At 42.9% G+C, this 15,054-nt stretch carries 19 protein-coding genes; 1 reads left to right on the top strand and 18 read right to left on the bottom strand.

Annotation, left to right across the window (positions count from 1 at the left end; all coding sequences use genetic code 11):
- Positions 1-31: 31 nt before the first annotated feature.
- The 11 genes from ACIFOD_RS13280 to ACIFOD_RS13230 all read right to left on the bottom strand — a co-directional run bounded on the left by ACIFOD_RS13280 (position 32) and on the right by ACIFOD_RS13230 (position 6,935).
- Positions 32-601 carry a TetR/AcrR family transcriptional regulator gene (locus ACIFOD_RS13280; protein WP_430315057.1) on the bottom strand — a complete coding sequence of 190 codons (570 nt, stop codon included), beginning with the start codon at positions 599-601 and terminating at the stop codon, positions 32-34.
- 128 nt (positions 602-729) lie between these two features.
- Complete coding sequence (locus tag ACIFOD_RS13275) at positions 730-1,392, bottom strand: SDR family oxidoreductase (RefSeq protein ID WP_430315056.1); 663 nt, start codon at positions 1,390-1,392, stop codon at positions 730-732.
- Positions 1,393-1,803: 411 nt separating this feature from the next.
- Positions 1,804-2,067, bottom strand: a complete 264-nt coding sequence (locus ACIFOD_RS13270) for a hypothetical protein (protein WP_430315055.1) — start codon at positions 2,065-2,067, stop codon at positions 1,804-1,806.
- Positions 2,068-2,192: 125 nt separating this feature from the next.
- Positions 2,193-2,375: a hypothetical protein gene (locus tag ACIFOD_RS13265; protein ID WP_113970331.1), complete on the bottom strand. Its 183-nt coding sequence runs from the start codon at positions 2,373-2,375 to the stop codon at positions 2,193-2,195.
- Between the two features lie 83 nt (positions 2,376-2,458).
- Positions 2,459-2,899 (bottom strand): NUDIX hydrolase, encoded by a 441-nt coding sequence (locus ACIFOD_RS13260; RefSeq protein ID WP_430315054.1) that lies wholly within the window; start codon positions 2,897-2,899, stop codon positions 2,459-2,461.
- 172 nt (positions 2,900-3,071) lie between these two features.
- Positions 3,072-3,662 (bottom strand): kinase, encoded by a 591-nt coding sequence (locus ACIFOD_RS13255; RefSeq protein WP_430315053.1) that lies wholly within the window; start codon positions 3,660-3,662, stop codon positions 3,072-3,074.
- A gap of 437 nt (positions 3,663-4,099) precedes the next feature.
- Positions 4,100-4,492, bottom strand: coding sequence for a nucleoside 2-deoxyribosyltransferase (locus ACIFOD_RS13250; protein WP_430315052.1), 393 nt, complete (start codon positions 4,490-4,492; stop codon positions 4,100-4,102).
- A gap of 121 nt (positions 4,493-4,613) precedes the next feature.
- On the bottom strand, positions 4,614-5,057 hold the full coding sequence (locus tag ACIFOD_RS13245) for a cell wall hydrolase (protein ID WP_148967906.1): 444 nt from the start codon (positions 5,055-5,057) through the stop codon (positions 4,614-4,616).
- A 90-nt stretch (positions 5,058-5,147) separates the two neighbouring features.
- A complete protein-coding gene (locus tag ACIFOD_RS13240) occupies positions 5,148-5,615 on the bottom strand; it encodes a DinB family protein (RefSeq protein WP_430315051.1) in 468 nt (155 codons plus the stop codon).
- An 86-nt stretch (positions 5,616-5,701) separates the two neighbouring features.
- Complete coding sequence (locus ACIFOD_RS13235) at positions 5,702-5,938, bottom strand: hypothetical protein (protein WP_430315050.1); 237 nt, start codon at positions 5,936-5,938, stop codon at positions 5,702-5,704.
- 31 nt (positions 5,939-5,969) lie between these two features.
- Positions 5,970-6,935, bottom strand: a complete 966-nt coding sequence (locus ACIFOD_RS13230; RefSeq protein WP_430315049.1) for a DUF2268 domain-containing protein — start codon at positions 6,933-6,935, stop codon at positions 5,970-5,972.
- A gap of 261 nt (positions 6,936-7,196) precedes the next feature.
- On the opposite strand from ACIFOD_RS13230, the gene ACIFOD_RS13225 reads away from it, so the two are divergent.
- On the top strand, positions 7,197-7,346 hold the full coding sequence (locus ACIFOD_RS13225; RefSeq protein WP_430315048.1) for a hypothetical protein: 150 nt from the start codon (positions 7,197-7,199) through the stop codon (positions 7,344-7,346).
- 147 nt (positions 7,347-7,493) lie between these two features.
- Here the strand turns inward: ACIFOD_RS13225 and ACIFOD_RS13220 are convergent, their stop codons facing one another.
- From ACIFOD_RS13220 to ACIFOD_RS13190, 7 genes are all read right to left on the bottom strand, one after another.
- Positions 7,494-8,120 carry a class I SAM-dependent methyltransferase gene (locus ACIFOD_RS13220; protein ID WP_430315047.1) on the bottom strand — a complete coding sequence of 209 codons (627 nt, stop codon included), beginning with the start codon at positions 8,118-8,120 and terminating at the stop codon, positions 7,494-7,496.
- Positions 8,104-8,259 (bottom strand): hypothetical protein, encoded by a 156-nt coding sequence (locus tag ACIFOD_RS13215; RefSeq protein WP_430315046.1) that lies wholly within the window; start codon positions 8,257-8,259, stop codon positions 8,104-8,106. Before ACIFOD_RS13215 ends, ACIFOD_RS13220 begins: the two co-directional genes overlap by 17 nt.
- A gap of 156 nt (positions 8,260-8,415) precedes the next feature.
- The gene (locus ACIFOD_RS13210) at positions 8,416-8,628 is read right to left on the bottom strand and encodes a hypothetical protein (RefSeq protein WP_430315045.1); all 213 of its coding nucleotides are present in this window, start codon (positions 8,626-8,628) and stop codon (positions 8,416-8,418) included.
- A gap of 161 nt (positions 8,629-8,789) precedes the next feature.
- The gene (gene helD / locus ACIFOD_RS13205) at positions 8,790-11,117 is read right to left on the bottom strand and encodes an RNA polymerase recycling motor HelD (RefSeq protein WP_430315044.1); all 2,328 of its coding nucleotides are present in this window, start codon (positions 11,115-11,117) and stop codon (positions 8,790-8,792) included.
- Between the two features lie 254 nt (positions 11,118-11,371).
- Positions 11,372-12,691, bottom strand: a complete 1,320-nt coding sequence (locus ACIFOD_RS13200) for a D-serine ammonia-lyase (protein WP_430315043.1) — start codon at positions 12,689-12,691, stop codon at positions 11,372-11,374.
- Positions 12,692-12,880: 189 nt separating this feature from the next.
- Positions 12,881-13,822, bottom strand: coding sequence for a DMT family transporter (locus ACIFOD_RS13195; RefSeq protein WP_430315042.1), 942 nt, complete (start codon positions 13,820-13,822; stop codon positions 12,881-12,883).
- Positions 13,819-15,054 (bottom strand): amidohydrolase, encoded by a 1,236-nt coding sequence (locus ACIFOD_RS13190; RefSeq protein WP_430315041.1) that lies wholly within the window; start codon positions 15,052-15,054, stop codon positions 13,819-13,821. The genes ACIFOD_RS13195 and ACIFOD_RS13190 overlap by 4 nt, the downstream gene beginning before the upstream one ends.

Below are 15,054 nucleotides of genomic sequence, written 5' to 3'. Positions count from 1 at the left end.
TTAACCACTGGTCAAATACATCCAAAAAATTTTACCCTATTGATTTCAGGATAAAATTCACGTGCGATTGTGCAAGATTCTCCACTTCTTCATAGGTTTCATCACAACGGCAGTAGTGACTGACAAACCCGTGTAGTGCCAGAAATATCGACCATGTCTGCTGAATGGTGATTTTCTTGTCGCTTAACTGAATAAGGGCTTGCGCAAATTTTTCATAAGATTCGTTCGGTCCTTTGTTCACGTAGCTTTTGACTTCCTCATCCGCAAGCAGAAACATCATTTCATACTGGCTTTTATGGCTGAGCCCGAATCGAATGAATGCGAGAAGAATCCCCCTCAATTTCCCTTGGTTACCCATATCCTGATCCATTACATCATCCAGCCATTGATCCAACAGCTTAAAATCGGTTTCAATCATGGCATAGAACAATTCTGCTTTATTTTTGAAATGGTAGTAGATGGAGCCGTGACTGTATCCAAGCTCAGACGCAATCTGCCTCATGGACACCTGCTGATAGCCCTTCTTCCGAAAAAGCTCCCGTGCCGCCGCCATCACCATTTCCTTCGTTAACTCCTGTGCTACTGCTTTTCTCGGTGACATACATTACTCATCCTTTTTATTGACCAGTGTTTAATTAAATAGTACTCCGTTCATGATGTTAATGTCAAGGGATTTTTTACCAATAAGAGGGACGGACCTCCGCTTAGCTGGAGGTCCGTCCCTCTTAATTATTTACCCAAAAAACCACCCTCTGATTTGATCAGCTGCCCGGTGATCCATCCGGAATCATCGCTTGCTAAAAATCGGATTAACTTCGCTGCATCCTCGGGTTCACCTAAACGTCCCATTGGAAACATGGGAAGTAAGTGTTCCCTTAACTCTTCATTGATCCACCCTGAATCGGTCGGACCCGGATCAATCGAATTGACGGTGATGCCAATCGGCGCGAGGCCGACGGATAATGGCTCCGTGATGGCAATCAACATACCTTTTGATGCGATATAGGCCAGATTATTGGGGTCAGGACCCTTCGACACCATATTGATGATCCGTCCATCTTTTCTTTCAGGAAAGGCTTTTTCATATCGCTTCGCAAACTCCATGGTCAGCATGAGGGTCCCGCTGTTGTTCACTTGATAATGTTTATCCATAATGTCTTTATTCAACGTCCGGAAATTGGCCGGTGATTCGAATGTGGCATTGTTTACTAGTATACTTGGTGTTCCCAGAGTTTCCTCCACCCGATCCATTATTCGACGCGACGATCCGTCTTCGCTCAGATCAACTTCCATATGAAAGGCCCGTACGCCCATTTGTTTTAATTCTTCACATAAGGCATCTGGAAACTCATTCTCTATTCCATTTCCACTCGTCTCATCAAACGCGGTCAAATGAGTAAAAAAAGATCGGCCCCAGCGCTCGCAAGTGTTCGGCAAATCGCTGCCCCTATTCCTTTTGAGCGACTTGCTCCTGTCACGATCGCCACTTTTCCTTTTAGATTGGTCATTTCATATTCCTCCTATTTTTAAAGGAAGCTAAAAGGTGTCACACTAAGAGATGTATATATCCCGGCACGAAAAAAGCGGATACAAAGGTATCCACTCTAGGTGTCGGGTATTCAATCACACCAGGCGCTCCTTGTATATGATGGTTAAACAGACACACTTCTCCCGTCAGAATGATAGGTTCATAGTCTATTAATCTCGTTCATCATTACAAGATTGTCCACATGTCTGGTTGAAGTCCCCTTTCATCTACATCTCTCACTTAGAAGTATAATGGAATTTTTTTCAATAGACAATCTATGGTTTTCGAAAAAGTTGCCTTTGTTTCATATAATCAACCGCCTTGGTCTTATTCTTCTGCACAGAGACATACTCTGCTTCCTTTTTATCTCGATAATAGGAATGAAATCGTTCCTCAGAAATATTGCCATCCGCAATGGCTTTCTTGACGGCACAGTCCGCTTCGTGAACATGTGCGCAGTTAGAGAACTTACAATCCTTTGATAGTTCTGTGATATCATCATAACCTACCAACTCGAGATCTTTCCTATTAGAATACAATGTGCAACTTCCTTCCTCTCATTTAATGAATTTGACACTACACGCCAAGCTTTCACCATCATAAATCCATCTTCGCAAACTGACAGAAGAAAAAAGCCCAGAAAAGAATTTCTGAGCTCTTCAAATCAATTTCCCGTACCGCCACCGGAGTCACGACCGCCTCCCATCGTGTAATTCCGATCTTCACCCGGTTTAGCATCAGGATGGATTCCCTGCACATGCCGGTCATTCCCTCTCTTCTTACGCCTGATATCAATGAGTAACGCGAATAATAACGTGCCTGTAATCAAGATCACAAACCACCACATCATTCATCACCCCTTATACAGAGTATGAAGGCACATTGAATTTACCTCTTATTTCGATATCAATTGGATGGTACTTCCCCGCATCAAAAATCGATAAAAAACGGGTGTTTCGTTTCATCCAAACAGTATTCGATTCTCTCCCTGAAGTTCTTCCAATTGACCATATCCAAGGCCTCCTCAACCGGAAAGAACGCGACTTCAAGACTTTCCGAGGAAGTTGTCGGTTTCCCCCCGACCGACCTGGCTAAAAACAGTGTGTTACAGATCGAACGGCTTACATTCTGAAACACCCCGCAAAATTTGACTATTTCAATATCGATCCCACTTTCTTCCTTCGTTTCCCGGATGGCCGCTTCTTTCAGTGACTCGCCTTCTTCCACTTGTCCACCCGGCATTTCCCATCCTCTTCGGGGACCTTTGATTAACAGGATTTCTCCTTTTTCATTCTGTACGATGGTTGCTGCTGAGATGATGTGTTTGGGTGGTGAATAAATGGTTTGTGTAGGTTGATTATTTGGAACCAAGAAACTTCTCCTCCTCTTTCTTATTAATACCAATTATTTCAAAAAATAATAAGGAACTCAATCGTTGTTTTTATTAAAATTGGAAAATCATGATACTGGTTCCCGGTCTTACTTAAGGTACTAGGCATAGCTTTTCATGATAGGCAAGGTTGGTTAAGCTATTCTATCGTTATCAAGTCTTCAAAACAATATCAGCACTTTCCCATGGAGAAAAGGTATCCATATAATAATCTTCCGCCTTCCAATATCTCTTTTCAAACTTGTCCCGCTTCTGTTTAGCAGTCTCGGCTTCCCGCGTAAACCTTTTTTCCCGGGGACAATCCAAAAAGATGAGGTGGTCATAGAAGTCTGACCATTCCTTCCTTTGGAGAAAGACACCTTCCACGATGATGAGACCGGACTTAGGCATGGGAATGGTTCTACAGTCGTGGGAATCCGTATTTGAATCATAGAACGGAAGGGTGATTTGCTTGGCCTGCTTCAGCTTTCTAAAAAAGTTTTCCCTTAACCAACGAACGTCCCATTGCAGGTGAAAATATTCATACCACTCTTCATGACCAGTATGATACCGTTGCCTGCGTTCAACGATGTGGTCATCGATGTGAAAGATATGGTGATCGCTTTTTTCTTTTTTCAGGGTTTCCCTGAGTTGTTCCACGAACGTTGTTTTTCCGGAACGGCTTAGGCCGTCTATTCCTAAGATGGTTCTGTCATTAGATCGAATGGTAGCCAGGAGTTCCTTTATATCAAATTGGATTTTCATAATGTTCGTCTCCCTTGTACATGCTGGTTTAAAAGGATCGTTCGTTATGGAATCTCGCAAAATTCGCATCAAAAACTCTTCGTTCTCTCATAAAAATCCTTAGTTTCATGCATGAGATGACCTCTTTTAACAAAAAAGAGGGCTTAGAGGAATATTTAAGTCTATTGAAAGAAGTCTGGAGGTCAATTAAGTACAGTTATGATCCTGTTTGAGCCACATTTGATCCGGATTAAAGATTTATGAACAGGAATCAGGATTTATGAACCGGTTTTCAATGTTTATGGTCCACTTTTTTAATATATGAACATCTTGTCGAATATTCTGTATCTAGAAATCAAGGTCCGTCCCTCTATTATTAATAGCTGTCTTCCTATATCACTGTACGATCCTGATTATAGATCGATAGGTGAAGCTCGTTGTGGATGGTGAGACTCTTTTCATAAAACTTTCCCTGCAGTCACATAGTCTACTAATTCCTCAACGGTTCCGGTACATACTTCGACCTCTGGCAAATGATAGAATGTCGTTGTCTGATCAAAGTCACTTACTTCGTTACAAGGGGAATATAAGATTACCCGTTTATTGAGACCAAGAGCTATCCCCAGTTCAACGTGGCTTCCTTTTCCCCCAGGCAACAATACGAGGATCAGATCGGATTCGATGATGGCCTGTCTTTCCTCTTCACCAATCTTTTTCAGCTCCTCAAGGGTCGAAGCCCTGCCATTCTGAGTCCAGTCATATGTATGGATATACCCTTTTATTTTCAATCGTTCATTGACGTCACGTACTTGCTTAATGTTATGAAAGCTTGATGCAACATAAAATTTCATGGGAGGCTCCTTTCTTATTGAAATCACAACCTGATTTTACCATAATATCTCAATTAAAAAAGGGGAACATCCGCTAACCAGGAGGCTCCCTTCAGAATTTTTCAGATGGAAAAAAGTATAGTTACCCACCCGTATAAACACTTGCACATGATCCCGCTGCCGGTTCATAATAACAATGATTTTTAAATTGACCGGAAAAAGGTTGATCGTACCAGGTTGGAGGACATGGGGCATAGGGGTTGAAATACCAAAGAGCATATTTTGCCGGGTGCTGGGCCCAATAATCCAAATTCTTTTTGGCTAATTTTTTTTCAACCGACCTCGCCCTGTTATAAAAGAGGTTCCCTTTTTGGACGGCTTCAAAGGAATAATTTCCTCCCTGTACGTGAAATATGACTTGTCGGATACTTCTCACCTTTTTAAAGTCCAAACAATCTGCTTTCGCACGATTCACGATGACGTTTCCCACATATAACATACCTTGTTTCCCTTCACCCTCGGCTTCCGCTCGCATCATCCTTGCCATCAAAGCAACATCTGCATCTGTGTATTTGACTCTTGGCATTTTTTTCACCTCAGAATTATTTTATGAAAAAAGCCCACATTGATGTCATTATTTATAAATTAGAGGTGGTTAGTTTTTAAGTACCTCTCTCTATTCAAACAATAAAAGCCCTGGATCCTTGCCACATTGCACCAGCATGGAGTGTAGTTGTCCCCTATGGTGATACATATGAGCGACTATTTCTAAAAGCCATTCATATCTTGTGTACGTCACTCCCCAATGGGAAGTTGTTTCCGTGAGAAGAGCTTTTTCTGATAGGTTTTGATAATTAGAACAAAGTGATTCAAAATGTTCCAGCAATCCTTCTCGTATTGATGTTAAACCTTGATATGAAACCGATAAATAATAAGCTTCCATATCGTCTTGAGAATCTTCATTGGATATGCGCCAATCCGCATCACAAATGAGTGCAATATGCTCTAAAAGTTCTCCGACGGAAAACTTGTCTGGAGCAGGTCTTATATGTAGGTCTTTCTCTTCCAACTGGTTGATCATTTTCATTAAGGTTTCGATACAAATCTGAATTTGATGTAATGCTGATTTACAATAGGGATTCATCTTAACCTCCTCCAAGGAAAGTTTGTATTTGAAGTTGTAAAGTGTACGTTGTTCAGGATGGATACTGATGCCATCTCCCCTATAATTCACCTCTTCTTCCGTTCATTCCCCCTTTTAAAATTGCCTGTTATCTTCGCCATGATAAGTTGGACGGCTTTGTCATTTTCAGCCGCATTCACATTTTTAATAAACTTTTCCGCTTCCTTCCCTTTTAAAATTTTCACCTGTTTTCCTTCATAATCGATAAAAACGGTTTGATCTTTATTGATCCGATACTGAAAAGGAGCTTCATCCAAACGATTTCTTTTGTCGATATTCTCCATGTTTATCCTCCATTTACGTTGTATCATCTAATTATTCTTCGGAAGCTGTAATTTCTCCATAATCACTTCCATCAATGATTTCCTGCTCATGCATGCTTGTCCACTTCCCAATCGAAACTTCAGGATGATTTTTCAAATAGCTTTGTACAATTTCAAATCCGATTTTATAGTTGGCCCATTGTGGAATACCTTTTGAAGGATTGCCGCTTCTGAGACCTAAGTAAAGTCTTGGATCGCCTGAATCCCCGATTTCCATTAATTCCTTCACTATTTTTTCTTTTGTTTCTTCATTCATCGCTTCTTTCCAGGGTACATCGATTTGTGGATAGAGGCTACTTGCAAACATATCTGCTTTCCCTTCCATCACAACCGCACCCAATATACTGTGCATCATCCCATCATTGCTTTCTCCCTCAATGGCATGGTTATATTCGTGGGCAACCGTATACTTCAATATGTCTTTATCGAATGATGCCGAAAGCTTCAACACAATCACACCCTCGGTCAAGACGATTCCTTCGACACCACCCATTTCTTCCACAGTGAACGTGTCTTCAGGATTTGCCGGTAAGATAAAAATTTTCTTATTGTCTCCAGGAAGCTGCTTTGCCGATTTGATTAACGCTTCCTTGATGATCTGATCGGTGGAATCTTTATCCCGTATCAAGTCCGCGATTGTTTCTTCTAACTTGTCCAAATCATTCGTGGGCTCAAAAGGATAAGCTAAGCTGAAACCTTCAATTTCGGACAGCTCTTTGAATGGTTCAAAAACCTGGTCAATGTACACCGTCTCATTGCTGCTTCCAGATTTCTCACGTACGCTGCTAATGTACTCCTTCATTTCATTATACATGTAATTAATCTCGAACTCCTGTTCATTTTGTTTGAAGGTAATCGGAGCTTCCTGTTTTTTCTGATGCTCCGGTTGATCATTTGAACAGCTTATGAATAACAACGATATCAATGGTATGAGTAGTATCTTTCCTAATCGTTTCATTCTTCTCGCTCCCTTCAAAATAAAATGCGCATTCCCTCAAACTATACAGGAATAAAATCCCATTTCACTAGTACTATACGTAAACTTTTTGAAAAAGTTTCATATTCCCATTTAAAAAAGCATGAACCTGATGGGAACATGTTTTTCAAAAATTGAGTTTCTTTTCAAGTATTCTTTATGTAAAATTAAGGTCCGTCCCTCGATGCATTCCAGTGTGCTCCATAAAGTTTTATCAAAATAATAAAAGGGAAAAGAGAAGCTATGATCAATCACCTGAGAGGAGGAATTCCCATCTTTGGAGATTCTGGAGTTGCGTTATTTGTCATCATACCGATGGCTATTATTCTGGTCCTTATTGTAGCTACGATCCTCTTTTTCAAAAGGAAATCAGAGAAGGATAAGAACTTCTAAGATTTCCGGGGTCAGGACGGGGTCATTGGAAATTCATAAATAAGGGGTTAGCCGAAGAGTCATAGATGCGACTATCTGGCCAGCCCTTTTTTAGCATTAATTCACTCTGGAAATCCATCATAGATAGATAGAAAGAAAGTTAAAGCATCATTCATCGATGATGTTTTTGATCACAATCTTTCTGTACATCCCATTGAACATTAATGGTATGTCCTCTTTCACAGATAACGTTCCTTTATATTTTTCAACTAGCGCCTCGAAGCTCAGACCAATATCGGTACCGGCTAATTTGATCAGTGGCCTGAGAACTTTTTTTATAGGAGAAAGTCCTCTTCCTTCAGGTGCAAACTTATCGAAGAGGATCAACTCACCATCCTTCTTCAACACCCTGAGCATTTCCTTGAGGCACTGATCTGCATCAGGTACGACGGATAGAATAAGACTCCCGATTACCACATCGAATTGATGATCGTGAAAGCTCATCTTCTGTGCATCCATTTTCAGAAATTGTATCCGGGAGTCCGGGAATTTCTTTCTGGCTTTTCCAAGCATTTCATTCGAATAGTCAATCGCGGTAATATTCAATGTCTGATGATGGATCCATTGCAGGTCAGCCCCTGTGCCAACGCCAACAAATAAGATTCGTTGATTTTCATGAAACGCCTCTCCTTGAAATACCTTTTGCCGGGCTTTACGAAATACACCTGAGTTAAAAAACGTATCGTATAAGGGAGACCAGAGTTTATATACCCATTCATTACAACGGTTGTTCATGTTGCACCTTAAGGTTTTCGATAGAAACCCCTCTCGCTTGATAATCCTTTGATATGAAATGTTCCAGCTCCATTAAAGATGAACATTTCCAGGCTGTCAAAAAAGCATCAAGAAACGGTCTGAACGTATGGTTGCTCATAAAATACCTCCCAAAATGACAAAGTCGATCATCAGTCTTATCTAAAGCAAACTAAAAAACCTGTTTCAATTTCCCAATACATTTTGACCACGGTCTCTACAACCTTGAATGATAAATTGCCTCATTGGCTTTATGTGAATAATGAGGAAGCCGTAGTTATTGGACGGAACTCCCTTTTGTATCGTTTATTCTTTTCTGCGCCAGCCAAGTACGGATCATGCTTGGAACGCCCACTGCCATACTGACCATAAAACTCCACATGACATAGCGCCAATCCCCTGTGAACAGCGCCACACCGATGAAAAATGCCAGTTGACCAACTAGTGCAAACCAAGAAGCAATCCATGCCAGTTTCATATTTTCCTTCACTCAGACTCCTCCTTTTCATTTAAAATTAAACTATACGATCCTTCTCTTCCAATTATTTCAAAACACTTCCCCTAACTCAATCACTTTTATAAAATAAAAAAGAGGGACGGACCTTGTACTTCTGATTTGAAGTACAAGGTCCGTCCCTTTGTATTATCAATTCAAAACGGTTCGCTATTATAGAGGTCCGCTTCTATATGTTCAAAGAATGGACTCGGTTCGCCTACGCTGAATAGCTGCAGCTCGTGCATGGCCCTTGTGCAGGCTGTGTAGAACAAGCGGCTGAGGCTTTCGTCACCATATGATTGGGCGGATGCGTCATAAAGGATGACGGCGTCAAATTCTATTCCTTTTGCCAGGTAGGCTGGGATGACGATCACGCCCTGTTCGTATTCAAGGGAAGCGCTTTTCATGAGCTTGATGTCTTCTACACCGCTTAAGGAGGCGTATGCGGCTTCACTTTCTCTCGCAGATTTACAAATGACGGCTATGGAATGGTAGTCCCGGTCCTGCCATTCTTCTATTTTCGCTGCAATTCGCCCGTGAAGTTCATCGTGATCAACGACCTGGGTGAGAACCGGTTTTTCCCCGTTTCGGTCAAATGGGGATATCTGGTCGCCGCCAGGCACAAGCCGGCGTGTGAACTCGATGATCGGCTTGGTTGACCGGTAGCTCTGATTCAAGTTGATCACGTTGGTTTCATCTTGTCCGTAGAGTCCTGTCAGTGTGCTGAAATCCACGTGCTTACGGGCATGGGCAAAGATCGCCTGATTAAAGTCTCCGAGGACGGTCATTTTGGCTGAAGGAAACAGACGCTTGATGAACTCGAATTGAAAAGGTGAGTAGTCCTGAGCTTCGTCGATGAGCACATGCTTAATCGACGTATTGGACTGAAAGCCGAGAATCAGCTCTTTTAACAATAAAAAAGGCGTCGCATCCTCGTAGGACAATTCCCCTTCCTCGAGCATGTTCACAGTCGAACGGCAAATATCCTCCCACTCTTCAGGGATCACCCCACTCCATAAGGTGGAGATGTTCGCCGGATCAGCAAAAAGCTGAAGATACATTCCCTTCACGTCCACATATTGAAATCTCTCGATCGCTTTTCTCAGTCCCTTGAATCTCCTGCGAACGGTCAATCGGGCCAACGCCTCATACTCGATTTCATAATCATTCGAAGGATTTTTCTTCTGCAGGTGCTGATGCGCTTTGTGATAGTCCTCATTGCTCATCAGCTCGATTTCTTCCTCGACCCAAGGCTTGCTCCGTTCAATCTTCTCTGCTTCATCGATCTGTTTATTGATCCACTCAGTCAATTTCTCCAGCCTGTTATGAAAACGCAGGGACGTATCGCTGGTATAAAATCGTTCCTCGATTTGCCTTGCGGTGACGATCGGTTTTCCCCGAAACTTAATTCCTTTGAATCGCATCCCGGATTGTTCCAGTGACGTTCTATATAATTTAATGATGTCAAAGAATTCCGTCGATGCCTTGAAGGAAATACTCGCCGTCCGGGTCCGGTACGAGGCGTCATCCATTTCAGTCAGGACGTATTCCAATTGACTGTATGGTCCCTCCAATTCGAACTCCTTACTCAATCGATGATCCAAATATTCCTGAAAGGTCACCTGCTCCATATTCTCTTCACCAAGCTCAGGCAGTACGTTCGATACATAGCTGTTGAACATGGCGTTCGGGGAGAACAGAATGATTTGATCCGCCTTGAGAGTGCCTCGATATTTATATAATAAATACGCAATCCGCTGAAGGGCGGCCGATGTTTTCCCGCTGCCCGCTGAACCTTGAACGATGAGGAGCCGGCCGTGATCGTGCCTGATGATCTGATTCTGCTTCTGCTGGATGGTCGCCACGATGCTGTTCATATGGGTATCCGTCCGCTTCCCAAGCACCTCCTGCAAAACTTCATCCCCAATCGTCAGGCTGGTATCGAACATGGAGTCGATGACGCCTTCCCGGATGAGATACTGCCATTTTTTCTCAAGCGTCCCTCTGACTATGCCACCGGGTGTGGTGTATTCTGCGGGACCTGGCGGATAATCATAATAAACGCTCGAAATCGGAGCGCGCCAATCATAGACCAGGAAATCATCCCCACTTTGATCCGTGAGGGTGGCGATGCCGATATAGACCTTTTCCGACTCCGATTCTCCTTCTTCTGTAAAATCAATGCGTCCGAAATAAGGCTTTCCCTTCATGCGTTGTAGAGCAGATAGCTTTTTTACTGCCTGTCTGTGAGTGCTTTGACTAACGGTCAACACTTGTGCCTGCTGCCTCAAACTGAGGACGGTTTCCAGAAAATCATCGAAGGTATCCGTATTCACCTTGACCTCATCCCAGAAGTGTTTTCGGATCTCCACCACTTCGTCTTGTCGTCGTCCGGTTTCATCCTCCAAGCGTCCGATTTGCTCCACAATTGTCTCAATGACACGGTCCACACGTTCCTGCTCCTGCCGAATTTCAAGATTCATCCAAGCACTCCTTTTTCTAAAAAAATTGAGGGTTGACGAAAGAGTAAATTATGTTATATAATTATTATTGAGGTAATATGTTTTAATTTACTCAGTTTAAGTGTTTCTGTTCTAATTTATCACAAATATCCATTCTAATCAATATAAATATGAAGACTGCCAAACGATTAATGATCGTTTGGCAGTCTTTTTGTGTGAAAATAGAGGGACGGACCTCATGTTTTCATTACAATCCCAAGGTCCGTCCCTAGGCACTATAAAAATCCTTTCCCCTTAGCAACATAACTTTCCATAATCTGTGCAGGCACTAAGTTCCCACCTGTCGCCCACACTAGATGAGTCGCTTGATTTAATTGATTACTAGCTAACGAAAGTGTTTGAAGATGCTTTCGTATCTGCGGGAAAGTTGGACCCAACATCCCCGCAAGCGCGGAAGGCTCTAAGGAAATGGATTCTGATTTGTGTAAAAGAGCCAGCATTTTAAATAAGTTCTCGTCATTGACTGTATACACGCCGTTCACCAGTTCCTGCACCATCCTTCCTGCTAATGCTGAGGGGCGCCCGACGGCCAGTCCATCGGCTTCTGTCCGATTGCTTAATCCTATATCCTGGACAGTAATGTTTTCGTGCTTTCCAGTGGATAGCCCAAGAAGCATACATGGAGAATTGGTTGGTTCGGCAAAGTAACAATGAACATTATCGCCAAATACATGCTTCAATCCGTATGTCACCCCTCCAGGTCCACCCCCAACACCGCATGGCAAATACACGATCAATGGACGATCCCCGTCGACAACAATCCCTTCTTCTTCAAGTTGCTTTCTCAACCGCAGTGCTGCTACTGCATAGCCCATGAAAAGATCCTTGGAATTTTCATCATCTATGAAAAAACCATTCGAGTCCTTCATGCATTGTTTTCGCCCTTCTTCAACGGCATAGGAGAAATCGTTCTGATGCTCGATCACCGTTACTCCTTTTTCTCTAAGAAGTTCCTTTTTCCACTCTTTCGCTTCACGTGACATATGAACCGTCACATTGAAACCAAGAGCTGCACCGATGGTTCCAATACTTAAGGCTAAGTTCCCCGTCGAGCCTACCGCAATGGAGTATTGTGAAAAAAACTCCTTAAACGAGGGATTGGCTAACACGGAATAGTCATCCGTCAATTGAATCATATCGTGTTGAATCAGGAGTGTTTCTGCAAGTTTCAGAACTTCGTAGATGCCTCCCCTTGCTTTAATGGAACCTGCAATAGGGAGCTCATTGTCACATTTCAACAGTAGCTTTCCCGATATGGGGGTTTGATAATACTTTTCCAGTTCTCTCTGCATATCCGCGAGCCTTTGGACAGGTGACTCAATGATTCCATTCTTCTCTTCTGTTTCGGGGAATACGTGTCTAATGTATGGGGCAAATCTACGGAGCCTCTTTTCAGCTTCATAGATATCACTCCCCTCTACAGGGTTTGAATCAGAATTGACGCAGGATTTCAGTGATGAGTTTGACCAAAAGGTCTCTTTCATTGCTTTTAGATCGGAAAGTAAAGCAGGTTTCAAGCCGTATGTAGGTTCCATCTCTCATTCCCCCTCAATTTATGTATCATTCTACAGAAGTTTTGGTGCCTTTAGAAGTTTAATGTCGACTATTTCTTGAAGTGATCAGCATGACAATCTTTGTAGAATTCTATGATTTTTTATCAATTTCCGGGGAAATAGTTGTAGAAATTTGGAGGACGAGGCGACTGCCCCCTCGTCCGAAAAGAATCATCCTATTGTATTTGTGTTTGTCGGGAGAAGCTGCCTCTCTCCCGGTCCCAATTGTGTTCTTCGATTTGAACGAAGAGCCATTGTGACGCTCAATAAAATTATCATTGCCCCGATCATTTGCATCCCGTTTACCGATTCCTTCAACACAATATATCCCACCACCATTGCCACAAATGGTTCAATGTTCAATAGGAGTGACGTATTGGTCGATCCGACACTTGATATACAATGATTCCAAATAAGCGGGCATATCCCATGCATGATGATTGCTGTAAAAAAAAGAAGCATCCAAATGCTGAACGGGACGGCGTTCATAACGGAGACATCTGAGAATGGCAAAAAAACGGCCATCAAGATCAACCCCACCATGGTAGAATAAAAGGTCAATAGAATAGAAGATAGATGCCTTGCATATCGTTCCACAAGGACCATGAAGACGGAAAATGTAAGCATCGTGAGAAAGATATATCCTTCTCCCATACCGATCACGATGGAGCCTTTCTTCATGATGACCATAAGCACACCGAAAAAGCTGAGCAGGCTCCACATCCAGAAAAACGGGCTTTTGCGCTCCTTAAATACAACCGAATTGATGAGGGATGTACAAATGGGAGCCGTAGCCAGGATCAAGGCAGCCGTTACAGGTGAGGCCGTAGTCAAGCTGGCATAGAAGCTCCAGTGATTCAAGGTCACGCCAATGAAACCGATGAAGAGCAGTGGGACGATCATGGATTTTAACGAACGAAATTGTTTAATTGGCTTGAAGAACACCATAAGCAGGAACAAAGTAATAAAAATGAGCCGTAAAAAAGCGATTTCCATCGGCTTGAAATATTGCACTAAAATCGCACCAAAAATAAAATTGCTTCCCCAGCAAATCACACAAAAAAGGAGGCCCATGTAGAGATACACGGGCTTTCCATTTAGCTTTTCTGTCATATCACCAGCTCATGGGTACTCCAGAGAGACCCATATACTACTTTCCCTTTGTTCATCACGGCCAGTCGTTTCGGTCTTCTGGCAACGACCTCTGCTGACGAAGCGGCGTCAACGAAGATAAAGCTTGCTTCATCTTCCACCTTCGGCCACTTGTATTCACCGGTTTTTGTCAATGCCGTTGTTCCCCCGGTTATCCACTTCAGACTGTCCCGTAAGGATACTTCATCGCTTTTTCTAGTCAACTGACCGTATTTATACACTTTCTCTAACACGTCCCCGTGACCCAGTGGACTCCAGGAGTCATAGAATCCATCACACCCAAGATGGACCTTCACGCCATGATCATCCAGAAGCTGTATAGGCGGAAGGGACTTCGTCAAAGGAATGGTCGACATGATTGCCACTCCGTTTCCTCTTAACCTCTCTGCCAGTTCAACCTGTCTCACTTCCGGCACTTCCCCGATACAGAAGGCATGGCTGATAGCTGCCCGGTTCTGCCAGTTGGACTCTTCCACCATATCCATCCACTTATCGATGGTGTAGGTTCCTACATGCCCGCTATCGTGTAGATGGATGTCTACATCCACATTAAACTCCGTTGCGATATTCATCGTTTCATAGAGTGATTTTTCAATAGAGCGATCGATTCCTGCAGGGTCAAGGCCACCTACCATGGTGGCACCATTTCTCATCGCTTCTCTCATCAATCTCGGCACGGAATCTCTTAATAATCCATGCTGAGGGAAGGCAATGATATCTGCGGTGACAGCATGTTTATAGTCGTCCAATGCCTCGATGACACCTTCAAGGTTCTTCAACCCAATGTATGGATCAATGTTTACGTGAGTGCGGATATGCGTTGATCCGTTTGAAAGGATTTCGCCGATCATCCGTTTCGCTCTTTGTTTGGTGGTTGGTGCGAGTTCTGTCAGCTCCTCTGCTTCAAACTGCAGTCTTTCTTTCAGGTTTTTAACGGGCTTCGTTGCTTTCCATCCAAGCGTTAGATACGTTTTGTCCAAATGGTTATGCATTTCTTTAAAGGTCGGAATGGCCAAGTGACCTTTTACATCATAGATCACATCAGCAGTCTCGGGTATGGACTGTGTATGAGACCGCTGTTGAACAATTTTCCCTTCCTTGACCCCGAGATGAAAAAGCTCTGTTTTCGTTTCGGTCATTCCTCCATTTTCCATGTTTCCTACTTCAAGCTTCACATTTTTCAGCCAGATCAT

It is taken from the genome of Rossellomorea sp. NRS-1567, assembly GCF_050467885.1.
In the GTDB taxonomy this organism is placed as follows: Bacteria; Bacillota; Bacilli; order Bacillales; family Bacillaceae_B; genus Rossellomorea; species Rossellomorea aquimaris_C.
Note: the sequence above shows the minus strand (reverse complement) of the source record. Positions and strands in the feature narration are given on the sequence as shown.

Bases quoted from the DNA above. Each gene is read 5' to 3' on its own strand.
- ACIFOD_RS13280 (WP_430315057.1), bottom strand. From the start codon at position 601: ATGTCACCGAGAAAAGCAGTAGCACAGGAGTTAACGAAGGAAATGGTG.
- ACIFOD_RS13265 (WP_113970331.1), bottom strand. From the start codon at position 2,375: ATGTGGTGGTTTGTGATCTTGATTACAGGCACGTTATTATTCGCGTTA.
- ACIFOD_RS13255 (WP_430315053.1), bottom strand. From the start codon at position 3,662: ATGAAAATCCAATTTGATATAAAGGAACTCCTGGCTACCATTCGATCT.
- ACIFOD_RS13250 (WP_430315052.1), bottom strand. From the start codon at position 4,492: ATGAAATTTTATGTTGCATCAAGCTTTCATAACATTAAGCAAGTACGT.
- ACIFOD_RS13245 (WP_148967906.1), bottom strand. From the start codon at position 5,057: ATGCCAAGAGTCAAATACACAGATGCAGATGTTGCTTTGATGGCAAGG.
- ACIFOD_RS13240 (WP_430315051.1), bottom strand. From the start codon at position 5,615: ATGAATCCCTATTGTAAATCAGCATTACATCAAATTCAGATTTGTATC.
- ACIFOD_RS13235 (WP_430315050.1), bottom strand. From the start codon at position 5,938: ATGGAGAATATCGACAAAAGAAATCGTTTGGATGAAGCTCCTTTTCAG.
- ACIFOD_RS13230 (WP_430315049.1), bottom strand. From the start codon at position 6,935: ATGAAACGATTAGGAAAGATACTACTCATACCATTGATATCGTTGTTA.
- ACIFOD_RS13225 (WP_430315048.1), top strand. From the start codon at position 7,197: ATGATCAATCACCTGAGAGGAGGAATTCCCATCTTTGGAGATTCTGGA.
- ACIFOD_RS13220 (WP_430315047.1), bottom strand. From the start codon at position 8,120: ATGAACAACCGTTGTAATGAATGGGTATATAAACTCTGGTCTCCCTTA.
- ACIFOD_RS13215 (WP_430315046.1), bottom strand. From the start codon at position 8,259: ATGAGCAACCATACGTTCAGACCGTTTCTTGATGCTTTTTTGACAGCC.
- helD (WP_430315044.1), bottom strand. From the start codon at position 11,117: ATGAATCTTGAAATTCGGCAGGAGCAGGAACGTGTGGACCGTGTCATT.
- ACIFOD_RS13200 (WP_430315043.1), bottom strand. From the start codon at position 12,691: ATGGAACCTACATACGGCTTGAAACCTGCTTTACTTTCCGATCTAAAA.
- ACIFOD_RS13195 (WP_430315042.1), bottom strand. From the start codon at position 13,822: ATGACAGAAAAGCTAAATGGAAAGCCCGTGTATCTCTACATGGGCCTC.
- ACIFOD_RS13190 (WP_430315041.1), bottom strand. From the start codon at position 15,054: ATGATCTGGCTGAAAAATGTGAAGCTTGAAGTAGGAAACATGGAAAAT.